Genomic DNA, 21,095 nt, shown 5'->3' with positions numbered 1-21,095 from the left:
ACAATAGAAACTTTTCTCTCTGTTAATTAACATAAGCATGGTAGGAATAAAACAGGCCATTAATCCTCAGCAGGGGTGGTTTTATTTAAAATTCTTGGAATTACGGTTTTCCGTAATCCTATGTTGTTCCAATAATATATATTTAGCAAAAACTGCTTTTAACCCGCTAAATTTCTAATTTAATAAGTATATTTTTCGGGATATAACGAGTTATATGCAAGCCTTTAGAAGAAAATTATGACATACACTGAGATACAAAAAACAGGATTCTTCGATGCTGTAGAATCTTTAAAAAAATATAGAAGAGCTGATTTAATAGATCAAAGAGGTAGAAATTTACTAAAGGAATTGTATACCGATTTACTACCAAACGATTATATACTTCAAAAATCCTTAAAAGAAAATACAACCTTTTTAATAGGAAGAAAGGGTACAGGTAAATCAACCATTTTTCTTAGAATCGAGCAAGAATTAAGAGAAATGAAAGGCTATTTACCCTGCTATTTAGATGTAAAAACAATTTATGAGTCTTCCCAAACAAAATTATCTAGAATTAATGGATTAGATGAATTACTACCCTCCGAGTTATTAGATAAGTACCTCATAGAAAGAGCATTTATTCAAAATGTCTTAAGTGCAATTATTCAGGAAGTAACTAAAAAGTTTGATTCAAATATTGACAAACTATTAGAAATCATAGGTGTTACCCAAGTTGAAGCTGTTAAAGAAAAATTAGAGGAGCTTAAAAACAATGTAGAGGATAACAAATATTTAGAAAATATTGAAATCCCAATCTTACAGAAAATTAGCGTTTCTCAAAAAAATTCGGAAGAGAAGATTAAAGAAAGGAATATTGATTTAAAGGGTGCAGACTTTGAGGTCAACGCGAATCCAGATGGAGTTTCAGGAAAAATTGGAACAGATTCAGGAATTGGTTGGAAAAAGGGGCATAAAACATCATTTGAAAATGAAGATGTTTTTTCAAATGTTTTTCTGAAAGTATTTCAAATAAAAGAAATAATTGTTGGTATAAAAGAGACTTTGTCTTTACTCAAAATAAGACATTTATACGTATTATTGGATGATTTTTCTGAAATCGATGATGATTCAATTAAAACATTTGTTGATGTAATACTCGCTCCCCTTAACAATTGGTCTGATGAATTTATAAAATTTAAAGTTGCTGCATATCCAAATCGTATTTATTACGGAAAAATTGATCCAGGAAAGATCGACACCATTAATTTGGATTTTTATAATCTCTACTCAGAATTCGATAGAGATAAAATGGAAACTAATGCTATTGGATTTACTAAAAGAATTTTAGAAAAGAGATTTAAAAAGTTTGCTGATTCAGGAGTCGAAGAATTTTTTGAAACCTCAAAGAATTCGATGGATGATTATTTTGAGATTCTATTTAATGCATCGATGAATGTTCCTAGAATTTTAGGATATATTCTTTCATACTGCTATCAGAGTAGAATAATCTATGATAATAAAATTAATAAGAGCGATATTGAGGCGGCTTCTCAAAGATATTATAATGAAAAAATCTTTTCATTCTTTGAAACAACAACTCATTCCCTTATCTCATTAGACGAAAAAATATCAGTTCTTCAACTGAAAAGTCTTCTAAACATATTCATAGAAAAAGCAAAAAATATAAAGAAAAGGATTACATCAAAAGAGTTAAAAGGGTCGATATATTTACAAAATGCTCCATATTCGAGTCATTTTCATTTTGACCCGAGATACGAGGAATTTCTTAAAACTTTAGAATTGAACTTTTTTATAAGTAAGTACAATGATTTAAGCGATAAAGATGGACTACCGGTTTCTATTTATTCACTCAATTATGGGTTGTGCAAAAAAGAGAACATAATTTGGGGTAAACCAAAAGGCACAAGATATCGTAAATACTTTATTGAAAGACCTTTCAATTATTCCAAAGTAATTACAGAATTTTTATCTAATGCTAAGCGTATAATCTGTTCTAATCCAGATTGTGAAAAACAATTTGAAATTGATGATTTAAAATTCTTAGAATTTAATAATTACAGATGCAATAAGTGTCAATCAAAAGTGATCATTGAAACACTATCTGATGATATAAAAGATCAAATAGATCGTATCGACAAGAACAAAATGCTACCTGTTCCTGAGGTGAAAATTTTAAAAGAATTACAGAATAGTGATTCAGAATTATATGCGAGAGACATAGCTCAAGAGGTAGATTATAGCGGTCAATTAATAGGCTGGCGAGCGAAAAAATTAGACGAACAACATAATCTAATTAACAGAAAAAAAGAAGCTGGAAAAACATACAAATATATACTAACACCATTGGGCATAGACTTCTTTACGGGCAAATAGGTTAAAGGCCAGCATATAACAACGGTTAATCGCCAATAAGCGGCACCGTTAGAAAGAAAATAATTAACTTGACCAATAAACCAATACTAAGCCGACAACGCCGCGTCCCCTACTCCGCCAACTGGCGATAACCGAGACCGTTGCCAGCAATTAATACTAACCGAATGAAGAACTACTACAGTATTTTAGAAATAACTAAAACTGCATCCAAAGAAGAAATAAAAAAAGCATATCGATTAAAAGCTGTAAAGTATCATCCAGATAAACACAATGGAGATGATTACTTCGTCCATAAATTTTTAGAAGTTCAAGAGTCCTATGAAATCTTAATAGACCCAATTAAGCGCGAAGAATATGATATAAAATATTCTAAATATTTCTCTGAGAATGGACACACGGAAAACAAGAAAAAAGAAGAAAGCTATTCTCAAGAAAAAAGTAAAGAAAAAGAACAGGAGGAAGAATTCTTTTATAATCCTCATAAACCTTTCTATTCGGAGAGAGATAGAAATCAGAATGAAACACCTCAATTTGAGCCAATCGTTGATCATTGGGGAAATAAATTGGATCCAGAAGTTGATTTTTTTAAGCTTCCAACTAAAATCGGAAAAATAATATCTGGCTATTCATCCCTTTATAAAAGTCAAAAACCAATATCAGGCACATCAAAATTCAAGAGATATGCAATTTGTATTTTAATTGCAATTGCGATTTCTACTGGAATTATTTTTGGAATAGGTGTTCAAAGTACAGTTTGGATATTTATATGGGCCGTAGCTCCATTAGCATTAATGATTTGGATTGCTGATGCAAATGTCCAATTTAAACATTATAATACTTTTATTGGAGTTAATGGTTTTGCAAGATTTACTTGTGAAAATTCAAGGGAGAACATAACGGAATCCTATGAAATTAATTTTAATGACGTAACGGACTTATTAAAAGTTACCCAAATAAATAAAAGAAACTTCAATTACACAGGTACAGATTATGGTTTCGTTTGGTTGAAAAATGGAAAACTAGTCCGAGAAGTTAATGGCTCTCATCAAAGTAAAGAAGGAAAACCAGATAAATGGCAAGATGAATTCTGGGTTAATGAAATAGCAGAAAGATATTGGACAGTTTATCTTTTAGATAATATGGAAAAAGACTTGGAATCTAAAGGATATATTGAATTTAATCTTATTGGTTACAGTAATGGATCATATGAGTCAGTTCCTTATATTAGACTGGGAATTGGCTACATAGAGTTCATAAATTCAAAAGAGAATTTTAAGTATAATTTTAATGATATTAAGAGTGTTCACACAAAAGGTTCTAACCTTTTTATAGAGCATAAAAATTACCAGAAGAAATTTTACTTTTTCAAATCAGGAAATAAAAACGGAATTCCTCTAAGGAACTTATCAAATTATCAATACTTCTTTAGATCTTTCGAATTACTACTAGGATACAAATTTGATTAAAGTATTAACTGCAGGCAACAACGGCTCATCGCCAATAACGGGTATCATCGAAAAAGTGTAATTTTAGAAACCAGGAAAAAAAACAACTAAGCCGACAACTCCGCGTCCCAACTCCCGCAACTGGCGAGACCGTTGTGCGCTATTATAAAATTATGTTTAGAACTACAGAAAGCAAAATTTTCACAAATCCTCTGTTCGAAAGAACAAATCAAAATGCCAAAAGCATTATTCAGGAAATCGATCAACAGAGTGACACTTACTTCAAAAATAGCTCAGAAGACGAGTTTTCCGAATATTTATTATCCAAATACGAAATATCTAATTCTTTAAAAATTTATTGGGAGGAAACACAAATTGAAATTGAAGAAGTTGAGATTTCTGGTAGTAATTTACCACCAACCTTTGATGTTTCAAATCCTAATCTTAGAGTGAAAAAGAAAAAAATAAAATTTCTTGTACCTTATTCAGGTGATGGAGATATTTTATTTTTCAAACCATCAAATACTATTTATATGTCCAGTATGGGAGGAAGCCCATATAGAACAATTGAGTATTTAGTTTTTTCCTTTATTGATTTATACGACAATTCAGAGAACATTGATAGAGAATTTGAGAATAGTAAGAATGAATTTAATAGAAGGTATAACGATCTAAAAAAAGAAATTTCAATCTATAACCAAGAGCTACCGGGTTTCATAAAAAGTGAAATAAAAAAGAAGATCCATCGAATTAGGAATTTTGATGAGTACAAATCCAAGTTCAGATTCCCTATAAAAAACGATAATAATACTCCTGAGAGTTTAAAAATACCTAAGGTAGTCAAGGAAAGGAAAATTATTCCGAAACCTAAAATTTTAGAAAGTGGAAAAGAATCAGAAGAGCGTTATATAAGCGAAGATGATTATCAAAGGATTTTATCAATTCTACAAGAATGTGGTAGAAATTGGGAGTCGCATCCAGATACTTACAAAGGAAAAAATGAAGAAACTCTTCGATCTCAACTAATATATGTTTTAGCCCCAAATATTCAAGGTGTAGTAGCAGGAGAAGCTTATAATAAAAAAGGAAAAACAGATATTGCTATTAAATATAATTCCACCAATCTTTTTATTGGAGAATGTAAGATTTGGAAAGGAGCAAAGAAATTCACAGAAACAATAGATCAAATTTTGGGATATCTTACCTGGAGGGATTCTAAGGCAGCAATTTTAGTGTTTGTACCTAATAAGGATATTTCAAGCGTGGTTAAGGAAACGAAAAAGGTAATTGAAGAACATCCAAATTATGTTAGGACACTTGATAAAATTAATTCTGGATGGAGTAATTATAGATTTCATCTAGAAAATGATAAAAGGAGTTATTTGACCATTGCTGTTCAATTATATCATATGCCGGAATTATAACAGCGCACAATCGAGTAGACGGCTCCGCCAGAAATTGACGGAGTGCGCCTCTCACACCACCCAGCGTACGGTTCTCGTACTGGGCGGTTCACAATCCATCTTTCCAATCGCTCTTTAAACCAATTGAAACTATTCTGTACTTTTTCAAAAGGCTACAGATTTTCTTGGGAATCGGTCACCCAGTTAGCGAAAATCAATGCTCCCAATGTAATTTCCAAAAGGATTGCGTTCAGTCCTTCCTCACTTGTGAGACCTATGCAGTTTTGCTACACCTCGTTTCCTGTGAGTACTATTACCTCGGCTGACTTCTCCACCAAACCATCCCGTGGCTATGGAGATCTCCCCAGGTAAGAACATCTTCTTTCCCCTGATTCCTGCCGGATCTACTACTTCGGTATTCATTTCCAAAGAAATGTTTAGGACATCACAATGATGTGCTTGCTCATCCAACCTTGTAGCCTCATATCCGGTTCCTGTTCGTCAGTACCAGGCTTTGTAGTCCTGCTTCCTTCACTTCCTGTCTCGCGACAGACAAGCTTGCAGCTTACTAATGGTTCAAGGCGTCACCCCTGCCCATAAGGGACTTGCACCCTCTAGATTAATATCATATCTTCGATATGATAAAGATGCCCATGCTGGGCACACACAGCGCATATAGTTTATGGCGGAATTAGTGCCAAACCCAACGTTTTTGTATTTTTAGAAACGTAAACCCTTAACCGAAAAAATTGCGCATTTTTGCCCGCCACAAACCATATACGCAAACCGTTAGCAGCAATTAAAACAAACATTTATGCCAGAATTTAATCTTATCAAACTTGATGGAAAACCATTAGAAAAACTTGTAGAAGTAATAAGTAACGGCATCGGAACTTTGTATAGACCAAGGGCGATAAGAAAAGAAGCCGATTCAAAAGCCTACGAAATTGGCATTATTGAACAAGCCAAAGCAAAAGCTCTTGCGGAAGGGAAAGAATTAGAAGCAGAAACTTATTTAAAAATTCAAGAAAGAATATTATTTAATGAGGTCGAAAGACAAAACAACATTGATAACATTGCTGAAAAAACAGCAAGTCAATTGGAGAATGAACCAAATATATCTGATGAGCCAGTTGATAAAGATTGGACGAAAAGATTTTTCAATATTGCACAAGATGTTTCAAACGAAGAGATGCAAAATTTATGGTCTCGAATACTTGCAGGAGAAGTCGTAAGACCTGGAAGTTTTTCATTAAGAACACTTGAATTGATTAAAAATCTTTCAAAATACGAAGCTGAAACATTTAGTAAAATGGCTAATTTAACTTTAGTTTCTTTTGATAGTCCGTGTATATATCAAGGAAAAAATCAATCAAACGATTTTCTATTAAAATTTGGCTTAAGCTTTAACAACAGACTTTTATTAGTAGAAGTAGGTTTACTGCAACCCGATTCTACGATAACGAGAAGTTTACCTGAAAATAAAACTGAACAACCTCAATTTGTATATCATAAAAGCGGAAATATAATATTAAGACAAACGATTCAATCGAAATCACCTCAAGTGAAATTTTCGATTTATAGATATTCCAAAATAGGCGAAGAACTTCTTAAAATCATTACGATTGAACCTAATATTGAATACATTAAGGAGTTTGCGTTAGAACATACCAACGAAAATTCTAAATTTGAAATGGCTTATATTTTAAAAGAACACCCAAATGGAAGCGTTAATCATACAAATTGGGAAGAAATAATTAAAAAATAACTGCTGCTAATCGAATAGACGAGTGACGACCTAATGGCCGTCACTACGCCTCTCGCACCACCGTACGTACGGGTCTCGTATACGGCGGTTCGATAATGATACTTATCGATTATAGTATTCGATTAAACTCATATAACCTTTCATTTTTAAGCGTTCTACGGTAATGGTGGTACGCAAAATAGGACTCTGGGCAACTGCCCAACCGCCCATTCTGGTACGGCTCCAAGCATAAGCGTGATCATAATCGACCCCCAATCGAATCAGGTTTTTCCGTTTTCGTTCGAGCTTTTTCCAATGGTGCCAGATGTGTAAGCTTCCCCAAAAACCGAACTATTTCTATGTCTAGAAACCAATTATACTTCTATATCTGCCCAAATAATTGGATGTTCACTTGCTGCGTGGGCTTTACAATTAATACCTGGATAAATAGACCACATAGGTCGTTTTTCTGGCCAAATACCTTTACGGTTTAAACCGCTGCGTTTAGTTTTTTTAAAAAGTTCCAGGGATAGTAACAGATAATCTTTTTGCTTGATATTTACCCCCATTCGGTATGCTCCCAAGCTGTAATAACCGGCATCTTTACCTTTATCAAAATCTACATTAAAGCTGGAATGTTTGCTTATATCCAATACATTCGTTTTAAGCAATAAAGGCGAAAGTGAGTTGCAGAATGATGGAGCATTAAGCGTACCAACTATAGCTACATTTATTTTACCTTCCGCTTTCATCTGTTTATAAACTTCAGCAATCCTCTTAGCTTGTTGTATTCTTATCCTATCAGAAAAATTTTTATCTCCTGCCTGGTTCTTCAAATGGGTAGCAAGAATCCAAATTGTATTCCCTTTTGCGGTTTGGATTTCATACTCCAACAAATCTTTATCAAAAAGATTTTCTCCACTAACGTTTAAATCAAAAATATGGCTCTTTACCGACTTAATTTCATATCCTTCACGGATAAGAATGCCAATTTCCCGGCCTCGAATGTCATTTCCCTGTACTACAAAAGTCTGTTGAAAAGGTTCGCAACCTAACCTTGGAAGGAAATCCTTATTAAACTCTGCCAGAGATGCGCGGTCTTCTATCTCCTGAAGAATCAAGATATCGGGGTTTACTTCTAAAATCACACGCGCTTTATTTTTCACAGCTATTGGATCTAATGGGTAGTTTTTGAGCGCAACCCAGCCGTTCCAATCAGTCAGTTCACTGGCTTTTAATTCCTTTGAATAGTTCTTACCCTTTAAAAAAAGATAGTCATCTTTTCGCCTTAAAACAGCGTATGGATAACGATTAATATTATCAATATCTGCCAAGCAAGCCAATTCCCTTAATCGTTCCTGATCCTGAATTGACTTTATTGGTTTTTCCATTAACTTATCCATCGCTATTTCCCAGTCTTTTTTAGTTTTATTGAACCGGGTTTCATTAAAACTTATATCCCGGTGAAATAAATTCTGAATATTAAACGTGGCTAGCTTCATCCGTAAACTTTTTATAATCAGAAAACTACAACTTATTTGAATGAATTACAGTACAGCACTTCATTTTGTGAATAAAAAATATTTTGTGCGTTTTTGACATATTTTAATCTCAAATGAGATCAAAATTTATGACATCCTTAGACTGACCTGTTAATAACTTATTCCATTGATGAAAAGATAATTGCTAAAAACATCAATTTGAAAGTTTTAAACTTGAAAATGTTTAAAAAATCATTTACTTAAACTTCGATAGCAAGCTTTTACGCCGGAGTAAATTGAACCACCCCGGCCGGAGCAAAATGAAGCACTTTTACAACCTAAAACATCTACTTAAGTTCATCATCATCATTTTCTTTTGTCAATTGAATTCTTGTCGAAGGAAATTAAATTGAAAAGATTTCGCATTCTGCTTCGTACCCTGGCTCCATATCGCTCTTCCAACTCAGCTGCATCCAAATTGGTAGTGCAATGGGTTCTTACTTTGTGATTCAGGAATAATTCATACCGACTAAGTAGAATTTCTCCCATAACATTGCAATCTTTACCATAATACCTCCCGGCTGGTTCAACACCCAGGTCATCAAAACATAAATAGCTGCTATTTCCATAATCCATAATTGTTTTATACCCCAAATGATGAAAGGCAAAAGCAATATTTCTACAGGGAATAACCTGATATTCTTTTTGATGTGGCACCAAATAACGCAACAACTTAAGAAAGCTTGTTTTTCCACATCCTACCGGCCCGGTTAACAGAATCCCTTTTGCAGGGTCGATATTAAATTTTTGGCATTTTTCCTTATCAGCAATTATATAATTGCACAATTTATAAAGCAATTTTTCATCTTTTTTATGCAATTTAAATTCATTTCCAAAGAGCAGTTTTCCCTTTGTTTGGAGGTATTCGAGCATTAAGGAAAAATCGTAAATAACTTCTTTCCCTTTAAATTTCCCAATTTTATAAATTACCCCTCCTTCTGTAATTTCACAAGGGTTCTTCATAATTTTTTTCTTTTTTAATTTTTAGATAATCAGGGTTTTTCATTTTTAAATTTTGCTGAATTTCCTCAGATTTTTTCATCCACCGCTTAGCTAAAGCCTGCCAATTCACTACTCGAGTTTCACGATTAATTTTCCAACCTACGGCTTCATAATGGAGATAAAACTTAGCAGCCTCATTTTCTGGCCAGGCTTTTTCTTTAAAATATTTTAAAACTTCAAATTCACTTTTTGGCCAATAAGTTTTATTATGTTTAATATGTTTAATATTGTTTGTTTTAGATACCAGAGCTATTTCGCTACTCTTACAATACTCTTCTGCTACTTGTTCTAAAAAAGTCTCAAACTTATCCAGCTCATTTACACTACAAATTGATTGCTTGTCTTCTACTTGTTTATCACTAGTCCAAAAAATGGACATCTTAACCTGGCTACCTTTTAAGGGGTTCTTAGACGGCAGATATAAAATGTAGTTCCAATCACTGAGTTCCCGCATACATTTATGATAAGTTGAAAGTGAACCAACCTTGGAAGCTTCCATAATTTCCTGGCGTTGTATATAAAACTGTTTGCAGAACCTAAATACATTCCAATAATGAAATAAGGCATAGTAAATACTCAAATGGGAGGGATTTAGCCGGTTATCTTTATTGAAACGACTAAATACCTCAGAAAGGTGTCTTATGTAATTCATAACTAATAACTATTATCTATCCTGTATTCTTTCATTATTCGCTGAATATCATTCCAATCATAAAAAATGGTACCGCCTAATTTTGTATATGGAAGATTTCCGTTAACTCTTATATTATGCAGGGTACCTGCACTAACACCAAGAAGTTCTTTAACTTCAGCAGATTTTAAATATCTCTTATTCTTTCGGTAAGAATGCTCTTCCATCAGCCTTTTAAGCTCATCGAGTAACTCGAGCTTAAAAATCATTAGATCGTCCGTAGTAATTATTTCTTTTGCCATTATTTGAAAGGTTTTAATTTAAAATCCCACCGATGGTTATACTTTTTTACACGATGGGATTTTGTTGATTTGACTTCAAGACAAAATTGAGAAGCATCAGGAAAATAATTTCACTATTTGAACAGGACTACGAAAGAATTTAACACGGTATACAAATAGATTTAAATCAATATAAAATTCGATATTTCAGTGTTTTACAGTCCGAAAAAAATGACTAGAAAAATATAGAAGATTGAAATTCGGAGTTACGGCTTCCTACCGAAAATTATAACGCATTATCACGATTTAGTTTTTGTTCGAAATTCCAGGTAATTTCATCCAAAAATTTCGTGACTCTTCCTTTTCTACCTTTAATTTCTGAAACTTTCTTATAGCAATTACCAAGTTTCTCATCGAAGATTTCTTCAAAAAGGCTAACGATATCGATTATATTGGCAGATCCATTGTTAATAGCTCCCGAGAAATGTAATGCATAGATAAGTTCTATAAGGTCTACCTTGGATGCTGTCCAGTTTAAATCGTGATCAATAATGTTTTTGTTCTCAGGATAATTACACCTATCCAGTTCATTTTGTAAAAAGGGCAGTAATCTTTGGTAGGCTTTTAATTGAGCCGATAAAAGATCGTGTGAAGTACTAAAATCCGGGTCCCAATACAGTATATCATTGTGAGATTCACCTTTATCTTGGAACTCCCGGGTATAGTAAATTTTATCCATGTAACTATTACCAAGGTCTACATATAGCTGAAACTCACGATGCTTCTGAAAAAACTTATTGATTTTTTTTATTTGCTTATGTAAGAGTTTCCGTCTATATTTTAAAGAATAGTTTAATTCTAAACTTCTCAAATTGATGTAATAAATAAGATGTACGAGTGGAATTTGCTTTTCTATTTTGAAGAATTGGATCTCCTGAAAAGTTGATTGAAAAGAAACTTCCTTAATTTTTAACCTATAATCATTCAGAATACCCCGGCAATATTTTATAATATCGGTATACGCAACAAGGTTTGTAGAAGAGGATTCCTCTATTTTTGAAATTTCTTCCAAAACTTGTCTGGATGTTAAAATGAAGTCCACCTTTTTTCCTATGATTCATTCCTTAAATTTGAATAAAAAGAGGTTAGAATAAAAAAGGAAAGAAAATAGGTTTATAAACCAAAATACTGCATTTATAAACAAATTTGAATAAGACCCGGAAATTCATCTTTTTGAAGTCTGAAATTTTTAAACTCCAAACATTAATAAACTTAAATTTTTAAGTTCATTTATAAACCACAGAAAATTCCGATCTCATATTGGGTAGCTAAAAAGTTAAGGAGGAGGAAACTTAATATCGATTTTGTTTTCCTGACATATTGTTTTTAGCAAAAGAAAAAATTTTGCTATACAGTTTCACTATGTCATTATAACCAAAGTTATCGTGGGAATTTTGATAATCTATATCCAGTAAAACAGGGATATTACCATTGGTTATACTTTGAAGTTTCGCAACATATTTACCACTATCCCATAAAGGAATACGATCATCCTGGGAAGCAGAAATTATAAGTGTAGCCGGATATTCTTTACCGATTTTTAAGTTGTAATATGGGTCCATTTTTACCAAACCTATATATTCCAGGCTGTCTTTAACAGAACCATATTCTAAGTAACTGGTACTGCTAACAGTTTGTGATGATTCCAAACCGTGAGGGTTAAGTCTGGGAACTTCTGCTATAAAAGATGAGAATAAATCTGGTCTTTCATTAACCGCCATACCTGCAGTGATACCTCCGGCGCTGGATGTGTATAAAGAAATTAGTCCTTTTTGGGTAAATCCTTTTTGAATTAAGCCTTCTGTGCAAGCAATAAGATCTTTCCAGGAATTGAATTTAAATAATTTTTGACCTTGTTCGTGCCATATTTTACCTTTCTCTCCACCACCCCTAACATGCGGAAATGCCAGGATTCCTCCCTGTGCTGCCCAATTTAAAAATATTGGATAGAAAAATGGACTTAAACTCTCTCCATAAGCACCATAAACATAGATAAAAACCTCATTCAAAGAACCTTTTAGTGTTTGAGGATCGTAAACTAGAGATAATGGAACTTCTACGCCATCGTGACTTTTAATCATTATTTGCTCAGAAATAAGATTTTTAAATTCAGGATAGAAGGTTTCGACCTGAAGACCTTCTTCAAATAAACTATCATTTCCAGAAATAAGAAATCTAGTGTAATTGGAAGTCCAACCATCTAACTCCACACCGATTAAACTAGAAGTAATTGTACCACCAAAAAATGTTGCGTATCCCGGTACAAATGGAGGTTTCAATTGAATAATCCTCCCTTTATCATTTATTTTCCACAAACTAACCTCAACTCCAAATTTAGATTTCGAGAAGTACACATTATCTTTATTTAGAGCTAATTGATTTATGGGATTTTCCAAGGTTCCCTCTGCTAACAGATCTGGATTATTAAAATTAGGAGAAATAATATTTACGCTGCTTATTTGATTTCCTAAATTATTTCCCTGGCGAAAAATAAATTGATTATCTCTCACAACACCTTCAGTTGTGAATACCTTATGCTTTATTTTAAAAAAAGGTTCCCAAATTATTTTTCCTGAAAGCAAATCAGAAATTTTGGCTATATATGCATCATAGTAATCATTCGAGCTAGCAGAATAACCTATAATATATTCGTCTGCACTGGAGTTAATTTTTACTTTAGGATAAAAATCAATAGGAATATTTACAATATTATTTCTGCCAAAAACTTCTTTACGCAAGTTAGGATCTTCACCTAATTTATGAATTACTGAATAGGAATTTTTTTTATATCCTGAACTAGACTGATCTATCACAGGAAAGTAGAGATATATAAAGCCAGAGCTGTCTGGCAACCATTCAATGCCGCCAAATGAAGGGTTAATATTGGTAATCTGGTCTTGATAAAATTCTCCTGTTTCTATATTTAAAAATCTAATGATGGATGAAAACTTTTTATCTGAATGAAAACCAATAGCAACTTTTAATCCATCGAAGGAAGGTTTCAGGTAGGTAATTTCTCCATGACTTTTAGGGTCAAAAATTTCTACGGCTTTTGAATTTACATCTTCTTTGAAATATAATTTCTCTCTTGCTTCTACTTCATCATATTTAATAAAAAAATAATTCCCCTTTTCATTAATTTCAATTAAACGAATAGCAGTTTTCTCCCGATTTTGATATTCCTCAAATTTCACAAGAAAATTATTGAATAACCTATTTTCAGAAAAATATGCCTCAGCAAGAGAATCCTGAGCTTTAAACCAATCCAACACCTGTGGATCTTCAAGCTTATTCAAGTTAACATAATCATCATAGATTTTGACACCAAATTTATTTATAGGCTTGATTTGCTTTTCTAATGAAGGGAATGAATTTGTATTATGAAGCTCCTGACCAAAAAAAAGGCAAGTATTCATAAATAAAGAAAATAGCAATAGTATGCAGTTTGATGATTTCATTATGCTAAAATTAATAAAGCCCGGGTAAGCCCCGAGCTATAATTCTACTGGTGATTAATTATTTTTTCCCAGGTTTTGGCCGTCTTACTTTATCGCGGTCAATAACTGAACTTCCGCCCCCTTTAATTTTTTCCAAATTTTTTAAGGCTTTTCCCTGATAATCTTTTAATGATTTCTTCATAATTAAAAATTTAAAATGTTAATAAATATTTGCTGAACACTAAATAACTACAACACGCATCAAAACGCAATACTTTCGTAAACGTCATTTATAAATGACCACCTTCTTTGATGGAATTCAGCTCTTTAATAAATTTTGATGGGTAGACACCTGTATTTTTGTAAAAAGCCTTTGAAAAGGATTCACTGGTTTTAAATCCAAAAACTTCTGCCAGCCCCTGATTACTATATTTTAAAAGTCCGCGATCTGCATTTAACATTTGAATAGCTTTGGCTACTCTAAGATCTTTTAAGTAATTCGGAAATGATTTATTTTTATAGGTGTTTATAATTACCGATAAATAGGTTGTGTTTGTTTCCAGTTCCTGAGCAAGAGAGGACATATCTAAATCTTTATCCAAAAATCTTGCAGAGTCTTCAAATTTTTCCAGTCTACTCAAAATATCCTTTCTAATATCTTCGGGTACGGAACTAGGATGATTACTAACCGGCTTTTTATAGCCTTTTCTTTTATCAAATCTTCCCTCTTCCATTAACATTTTTAATTTTCTTTGAGTGCGAACTGATCTGATAAAAAAGAAAATTCCCGTTAGACTACCTATTCCTGCTAATAATCCAATTCCTTTTATAAGATCCCTTTTATTTTCAAGCTGGGCTTCGGCCTGTTTTTTCTGATGTTTTAGATATGGGATATCATAAGAAACCATTGCTGCATTTATAACTTTTTCTTGTTTTGCTGAGTGCAGGCTATCATAGGCTATAAGCTTCTCGATGTAATCAATTTGACTTTGATTATCATTTTTCGCTATTGCATACAAGATAAGTTGATGATAAACATCTTTAACTTCTAAAAATGGATCCTTCGTAGCAGTAACTATTGAGTCAACTTCTTTAAAATACTTCATAGAAAGATCTACATCATCCAACTTTTCAGCAATCTTGCCTAAATAGTATAATTTTATAGCTTTAGAAGTACCATCTAATGATTTACTATATCTAACAAGAGTATCTCTGGCACTTAAGTAATCACCCGCGTAAAAATTTATTTGAGCATCCAAAAGAATAAAATCTTTAAAATTAGTCGTGTCTCTCATTTGTAAGGTCAAATCTATCCCCTTATTAGTATAATATCTAGCAGAGTCCAACGACTGCAACCTTAAATGAGTTAGTGATAAATTATACAGTAACAAGGTATAGTCATCGTATAAAAGTTTTTCGCTATCGGTTTCACTTTGAAGTAGTTTTAAATTTTTATTATAAAGTTCAACTGCAGCATAATGCTGACCATATAAATTTCGTATAGCTGCTATGGCCTGGCCATACTCTTTTTGTTGCTCTATATTGTTCTTTTTAAGTGCCGAATTATATGCCTGAAGATAATTGTTTAAGGCTTCTTGAAAATTGCCGGATTCATAGTTTATATGTCCCTTCAAAGCAAATCCAATCGCAGGATAGTTTGGATGCTTACTATCCTTAGTAAGTTTAATTATAGAATCGGAATAAGACAAAGCCGAAGTCTCATTTTCTAAACCAGTTTTATAGTAATAAGCCCTGGCTTTTTCAATATTATTATTTTCTAAGGTTGCTTTTTTTAAATGTATATTGATCAACAACCTTAAAGTTACAGTATCGTGATTCTCAAATGCCTCGTATTGTAAATTCCCTATATCTTCATAGGTTAATTTAGAATTCAATATCTCCAAATTAAACTTTTTATCTTTTTGCGAATAGCCATAAGAAATAACCACACCACTTAATCCTAAAATTAAATAGATAAGAATTGATCTTAACACTGTGGCTTTCATAGTCATATCATTTTTCTAAGTTGTCCAGAGATGACGAAACTGATAGAAAATTCGTTCTAGCAAACTAGATTCATTAAGTACAATTTCAGCTGTACCTATTAATTCCTGGCTTATATTTAATTCTTTACCATAAGTGGTTTTTAAATTATCAACTTCCAGGTAAACAACAAATGAAGGAGCATTGTCTTTACTTGGAACTTCTGAAATTGAATTAACAATGGCTCTTACCATTCCCCACTCTCTAAATGGAAAGTTTTCTAATTTGAGATAAACTTTTTGTCCTTTTTTAATCTGACCAGAATTATGAATGGGAACCATACATTTTCCTAATAATTTTTCTCTATTAAATGGAATAATAGAGAAAACTAAATCTCCTTCTGATACGTTCTGGTGTTCTATCCAAAATTGATTATAAGAAACCATACCTGCTATTGGGCTTTTTAACACATTATTATCTTCCCATTGTAAAATTTGATTAAGTAAATCCTGCCTCGCAAAAATTAATTCAGCATTTTGAAGACGAATATTCCTTAGGGCACTCTTTCTTAAAATTTCCAGATCACTGTAAGCCCTATTGAGGTGCGCATAATTTTGTATCAATTTCTGCTCAAGCAAAACATATTGTTGATTCTTCTCTGAAAATTCCAATTCAATATTTTCTAAATTTGATTTTGAGATTACACCTTTTTCAAATAATTTTTGGTGGCGATTTAATTTTTGAGTAGATATAACTAAATTGTTTTTAAATAGTTGAAGCTCTTTCTTTTTTGAGTTTAAAATTGCTGCCTGGTTATCAATTTCTTTAATTAGTCCTTGCTCAATAGCTTTATTTTCACCTAATTTATTTTCTAAAATAAGCTTATGATATTCCTCCAAATACTTATTATAAACTTGCTGAAGTGAGGTCCCTAAACCTAAATTTACTGGATACACTTTTATTAAAGTATCCAATGATGATATTCTTAAAGAATCATTTATTAATATATTTCTTAAATAGGTGATATCATTGAAGCTTGCCGGATGATCAAGAATGGCAACTATTTCGCCAATTTTCACTGAATCCTTAGGTTTTTTAAAAATTGCAGAAAGTTTCCCATCTCTTTTAACTTTGATTTGTACTGGAGGATTTAGGGAAGTAAGAACAAGATCACCTTTTACTACCTGATCAAATGAAATAGTACCAGATACTAATAGCATAAAGACGAAGAATATAAAAATGTAGCCTGTACCCCGGCGAATTAAATATCCGGGTTTAAAGTATGGAGGACTAACCTTGCTTCTATCAAATCCAGGCTTTTCCAAGGCTTTAAATTTTTAATTGATGTTTAATTAAATTATGATAAGCTCCTTTTTTAGCTATGAGTTCATCGTGATTACCACGCTCCACAATACGACCCTTTTCCATTACTAAAATTTGATCGGCATCCATTACTGTAGAAAGTCTATGAGCTATAACTACTACAGTTCTTTTTTTATAAAACATCTTCAAATGGTCTGAAATTATTTTTTCATTTTGGGTATCTAAGGAACTGGTTGCTTCATCAAGAAATAAGTAATCCGGGTTTTTGTAAATCGCTCTGGCCAACAAAAGTCTTTGCCGCTCCCCACCACTGAGTAATTGACCATTTTCGCCTATATGAGTCTTAAAACCAAGTGGTAATTGTTCTATAAGGTCATATAGATTTACCATTTCCACTGCTTTTCGTAATAAAATTTTATCGACTGGTACATCGGGCTGAGATTCGGTAATGTTTCTTTCCAGAGTATCATTAAAGAAACAACCATCCTGCATTACTACGCCACATTTACTTCTCCAAATGGCGGAATCTATAAATTTCAAATCGTTATTTCCAACCTTAATACTACCTTCCCATGGACTATAAAACTTAAGAAGTATTTTTAGTAATGTTGTCTTACCTGAGCCACTGGAACCGACTATAGCCGTTGTTTTTCCGCACGGTATGATAACGCTTAAATTGCTTAATAGTGGAGGTAAGCTTGGATCTCCGTAACCAAAACTTATGTTATTAAAAGATACACTACCCTCCGGTTCTATATAATCGCCTCTGCTGGTTTCTTCTGGAGTTTTTTTATGGATTTCAGATAACCTGTTAAATGAAAGCTTTGCACTTTGATAATCAGTAAAAAAATTAATAATATTTGAGACCGGTAAAGATAAACTTCCAATTACAAATTGAATTGCCAACATAGCTCCTAATGAAATCTGCCCTGATATTACAGCTCTAGCAGACAAGTATATTATTAAAATATTTGTAAGCTCATTTAGAAAAAAACCACCTTTAATTTGAGCCTGTTCTACTCTTAAAATTTTTGTCTTTATTGCAAAAAGGTTATTTTGATTTATTTTCCACTCGGTTTTTCTTCGTGTCTCTGAATTATTTAATTTTATCTCGGTAACAGCTAAAATCATTTGCAGAAATAATGACTGGTCTTTTCTATTATGATCAAATATCTGGTTATCTAAAATTTCTCTCCTTTTGATAAACAAAAATGACCACCCAAGGAACAAAAGAGTTCCTGTAAAAAATACTAAGGCTATTTGAGGATGAAAATAGAATAAAATAATTCCAAAAATCATAATTGAGAAAACATCAAATGGTATATTTAATCCTCGACCAGTTATGAACTCCTCAATTCTTTGATGATCATAAATTCTTTGCATAAAATCACCGGTATTTTTTGATTCAAAATATGCTATAGGTAAAGTAAGAAGCTTACCCAGAAAATCGGAAATCATTTGGATGTTTACACTAGTACTTAAATATAATAGAAGCCAATCTCTGATTATTTCTGTTAGAGATCTGATAAGAAACAAAGAGAATTGGCAAATTAAAATAAGATTTATAAAGCTAAAATCTTCATAATTTATTCCATAATCCACAAGACTTTGGGTAAGGAAAGGAAGCATTAATTGGATAACAATAGCTATTATTAAACCCAGTATTAATTGTCTAATATAGGCTTTGAACGGCTTCAAATACTCAATTAAGTATTTACCGTTATTCTCCACTTTATCCTGAGGTTCATTTTCTGGAAATTCAAAGTGTTGATTAGGCTCCAATAGAAGAAGTACTCCCTGATTCTTATCAGTGTCCGCCCAATTAGATAAAAAATCTTTGTGACTATATTTCAATTTACCATAAGCTGGATCAGAAATAAAAATGTGTTTTCTGGAAACTTTATAAATAACCACAAAGTGGTTACCTTCCCAATGAGCGATTGTTGGTAATGGTACATCTGTAATTAATTCTAAGAAATTAATCCTGACACCAACAGTTTCTATTTCCAACTTTTTAAATGCGTTGGAAAGCCCTGCAAAGGACGAACCGTCTTTCTGTAAATAACATATTTTCCTTAGATATTCTATATCATAATTTCTTCCAAAGAAATCGGTAATCATCTTGATACAAGAAGGACCGCAATCCATTTGATCTAATTGACGAAATACAGGAAAATCTACAGCCCTAAACATAACAAATGAAACTAAATTGATTTAAATTTAATCTGGAATTGATTATGTGACTTCTCAAAAGGTCGTTGATTTATAAATCACGTGCCTTTCGAATAGAAAATAGGGAGTATCTATTCTAAAGTTTTACAGCCTGTAGTATAATTCTTACTGAGAAAACTCACTTTCGACTTCCAATAAATTGGGCATCAGAAATTTACAAAATAATATTATAGGTTTAAAAATAATTTTAAATTAATAAAACCATCTGGTGGTGGGGATTTTTTTCTTTTAACCCTTATTAATTAATTTCTAAGATGCCAGATTCGGATTTTCCGAAGTACTGTCTTTCTGTTTCTTTTTTAGAATTTCGCGTAAAGCGTTCATATCCTGACTTACTTTGTTTTCTAAAACTCTTGCATAAATTTGAGTCGTAGAAATCTTGGTATGTCCTAAGAGTTTTGAAACTGTTTCTATTGGCACACCATTGCTTAAAGTTACTGTGGTCGCAAAGGTATGCCTGGCCATATGAAAGGTTAAATTCTTCTTTATTCCACAAAGAATAGCAACTTCTTTTAAATAGACATTTAATTTTTCATTAGTAATTTTAGGTAACAAGGTGCCAGTTACAATAGTCATTGGGTTATTCTCATACTTTTTGATTAGTTCTAAAGCAGGTTCCAGTAGTGGAACTTTAATAGGTGTTTTAGTCTTTTGCCTCTTTGTAATAATCCAGTTATTGCCATCAATTCCTTTGAATATATTATCTGAGGTTAGTTTCATTATATCCACATAGCTTATACCGGTATAACAACTAAAAACGAATAGATCTCTTATCCGATCCAATCTATCTACTGGAAACTCATAAGTTTCCAGGTTTGATAATTCATTAGCCGATAAAAATTCTCGATCTTTTTTCTCAAAAGTATTTTTCCATCGTCTAAAAGGGTCTTTATCTATCCATTCCATATTAAAGGCTAGTGTAACCATTTTCCGCAAACGCTGAATATGCTTCATAATAGTATTATGCCCCATAGCTTTTGGATGCCCTTTCGGATAATATGAACTCAGAAAATCCTGGAAATCGCAGAGAAACTTATAATTCAATTCTCTTATATAAACATCAGTTGTCTTTTTTTCTGTCTTTAAAAATTTAAAAATATAACCTTCAGTTATTTTGAAGTTTTTAATAGTTCCTGGAGTTAAGGTGTGTTCAATTTTTCTGGAATGATAATCTATAAGATCCTGAAGTGATTTAGAATTCTCATCCTCTCCAAGGTAAGTAGCTTTAATTAGCTGGGCAGTAATTTTCTTACCACTTGAATTTAAATCCTGATAACACTGGAAAATTCGGGATTTAGTAGAATCCAAATAGTGATTTATTTGTTTTGCCTTAGAAGAAGTTCCCTTTACCTTCTTTCTCGAAGAATCCCATAAATCAAATGAAATTTTACGCTTTAAACTGACAAGGACCCTTCTTTGGTTCACAGTTATTCTGGCATAGATAATTCCTTTGTTGACCTTTTCATTTGTAGGTTTCACCCAAAAATGTACTGAAAATGTGTTTTTAGTTCGCATTGCTGTCATCTTTAAATTCAACATTTAATATTCAGATGAAGTCAAATCAACAATACAAGTTCAAAAATAAGTTTTCAATTTAAATGTAACCTTAGGTTACATTTAAAATTTAAGGTAACCTT

The 21,095-nt window shown here is 32.3% G+C and carries 16 protein-coding genes; 4 read left to right on the top strand and 12 right to left on the bottom strand.

The genetic code is table 11. From position 1 onward, the window contains the following. Positions 1-237 precede the first annotated feature (237 nt). The 4 genes from I6U50_RS06250 to I6U50_RS06235 all read left to right on the top strand — a co-directional run bounded on the left by I6U50_RS06250 (position 238) and on the right by I6U50_RS06235 (position 6,989). Positions 238-2,373: a hypothetical protein gene (locus tag I6U50_RS06250; protein ID WP_198638214.1), complete on the top strand. Its 2,136-nt coding sequence runs from the start codon at positions 238-240 to the stop codon at positions 2,371-2,373. 164 nt (positions 2,374-2,537) lie between these two features. Beyond that, positions 2,538-3,839, top strand: a complete 1,302-nt coding sequence (locus I6U50_RS06245) for a J domain-containing protein (protein ID WP_198638213.1) — start codon at positions 2,538-2,540, stop codon at positions 3,837-3,839. 152 nt (positions 3,840-3,991) lie between these two features. Next, the gene (locus I6U50_RS06240) at positions 3,992-5,242 is read left to right on the top strand and encodes a hypothetical protein (protein WP_198638212.1); all 1,251 of its coding nucleotides are present in this window, start codon (positions 3,992-3,994) and stop codon (positions 5,240-5,242) included. Positions 5,243-6,035: 793 nt separating this feature from the next. After that, positions 6,036-6,989: a DUF2806 domain-containing protein gene (locus tag I6U50_RS06235; protein WP_198638211.1), complete on the top strand. Its 954-nt coding sequence runs from the start codon at positions 6,036-6,038 to the stop codon at positions 6,987-6,989. A 102-nt stretch (positions 6,990-7,091) separates the two neighbouring features. Here I6U50_RS06235 and I6U50_RS06230 read toward each other — a convergent pair whose 3' ends face one another. The 12 genes from I6U50_RS06230 to I6U50_RS06180 form a co-directional block, all read right to left on the bottom strand. Next, positions 7,092-7,244 (bottom strand): hypothetical protein, encoded by a 153-nt coding sequence (locus tag I6U50_RS06230; RefSeq protein ID WP_449619074.1) that lies wholly within the window; start codon positions 7,242-7,244, stop codon positions 7,092-7,094. Positions 7,245-7,342: 98 nt separating this feature from the next. Beyond that, positions 7,343-8,470, bottom strand: a complete 1,128-nt coding sequence (locus I6U50_RS06225; protein ID WP_198638210.1) for an exonuclease/endonuclease/phosphatase family protein — start codon at positions 8,468-8,470, stop codon at positions 7,343-7,345. Positions 8,471-8,815: 345 nt separating this feature from the next. Beyond that, on the bottom strand, positions 8,816-9,472 hold the full coding sequence (locus I6U50_RS06220; protein WP_198638209.1) for a P-loop NTPase family protein: 657 nt from the start codon (positions 9,470-9,472) through the stop codon (positions 8,816-8,818). Continuing rightward, positions 9,456-10,163, bottom strand: coding sequence for a hypothetical protein (locus I6U50_RS06215; protein ID WP_198638208.1), 708 nt, complete (start codon positions 10,161-10,163; stop codon positions 9,456-9,458). Before I6U50_RS06215 ends, I6U50_RS06220 begins: the two co-directional genes overlap by 17 nt. A gap of 2 nt (positions 10,164-10,165) precedes the next feature. Then, positions 10,166-10,444, bottom strand: a complete 279-nt coding sequence (locus tag I6U50_RS06210) for a helix-turn-helix domain-containing protein (RefSeq protein ID WP_198638207.1) — start codon at positions 10,442-10,444, stop codon at positions 10,166-10,168. A gap of 265 nt (positions 10,445-10,709) precedes the next feature. Then, positions 10,710-11,525, bottom strand: coding sequence for an RteC domain-containing protein (locus tag I6U50_RS06205; protein WP_317192018.1), 816 nt, complete (start codon positions 11,523-11,525; stop codon positions 10,710-10,712). 250 nt (positions 11,526-11,775) lie between these two features. Continuing rightward, complete coding sequence (locus I6U50_RS06200) at positions 11,776-13,899, bottom strand: prolyl oligopeptidase family serine peptidase (RefSeq protein ID WP_198638205.1); 2,124 nt, start codon at positions 13,897-13,899, stop codon at positions 11,776-11,778. Positions 13,900-13,999: 100 nt separating this feature from the next. Continuing rightward, positions 14,000-14,122 (bottom strand): hypothetical protein, encoded by a 123-nt coding sequence (locus I6U50_RS16010; RefSeq protein ID WP_262894728.1) that lies wholly within the window; start codon positions 14,120-14,122, stop codon positions 14,000-14,002. Between the two features lie 88 nt (positions 14,123-14,210). Next, positions 14,211-15,926: a helix-turn-helix domain-containing protein gene (locus I6U50_RS06195; RefSeq protein WP_198638204.1), complete on the bottom strand. Its 1,716-nt coding sequence runs from the start codon at positions 15,924-15,926 to the stop codon at positions 14,211-14,213. A gap of 15 nt (positions 15,927-15,941) precedes the next feature. After that, positions 15,942-17,228: an HlyD family secretion protein gene (locus I6U50_RS06190; protein ID WP_198638203.1), complete on the bottom strand. Its 1,287-nt coding sequence runs from the start codon at positions 17,226-17,228 to the stop codon at positions 15,942-15,944. Positions 17,229-17,232: 4 nt separating this feature from the next. Further along, a complete protein-coding gene (locus tag I6U50_RS06185; RefSeq protein WP_198638202.1) occupies positions 17,233-19,419 on the bottom strand; it encodes a peptidase domain-containing ABC transporter in 2,187 nt (728 codons plus the stop codon). A 288-nt stretch (positions 19,420-19,707) separates the two neighbouring features. Next, a complete protein-coding gene (locus I6U50_RS06180; protein ID WP_198638201.1) occupies positions 19,708-20,973 on the bottom strand; it encodes a site-specific integrase in 1,266 nt (421 codons plus the stop codon). Positions 20,974-21,095: the final 122 nt, after the last annotated feature.

Origin of the sequence: Salegentibacter maritimus, from assembly GCF_016236975.1 — a bacterium.
Classification (GTDB): domain Bacteria; phylum Bacteroidota; class Bacteroidia; order Flavobacteriales; family Flavobacteriaceae; genus Salegentibacter; species Salegentibacter maritimus.
Note: the sequence above shows the minus strand (reverse complement) of the source record. Positions and strands in the feature narration are given on the sequence as shown.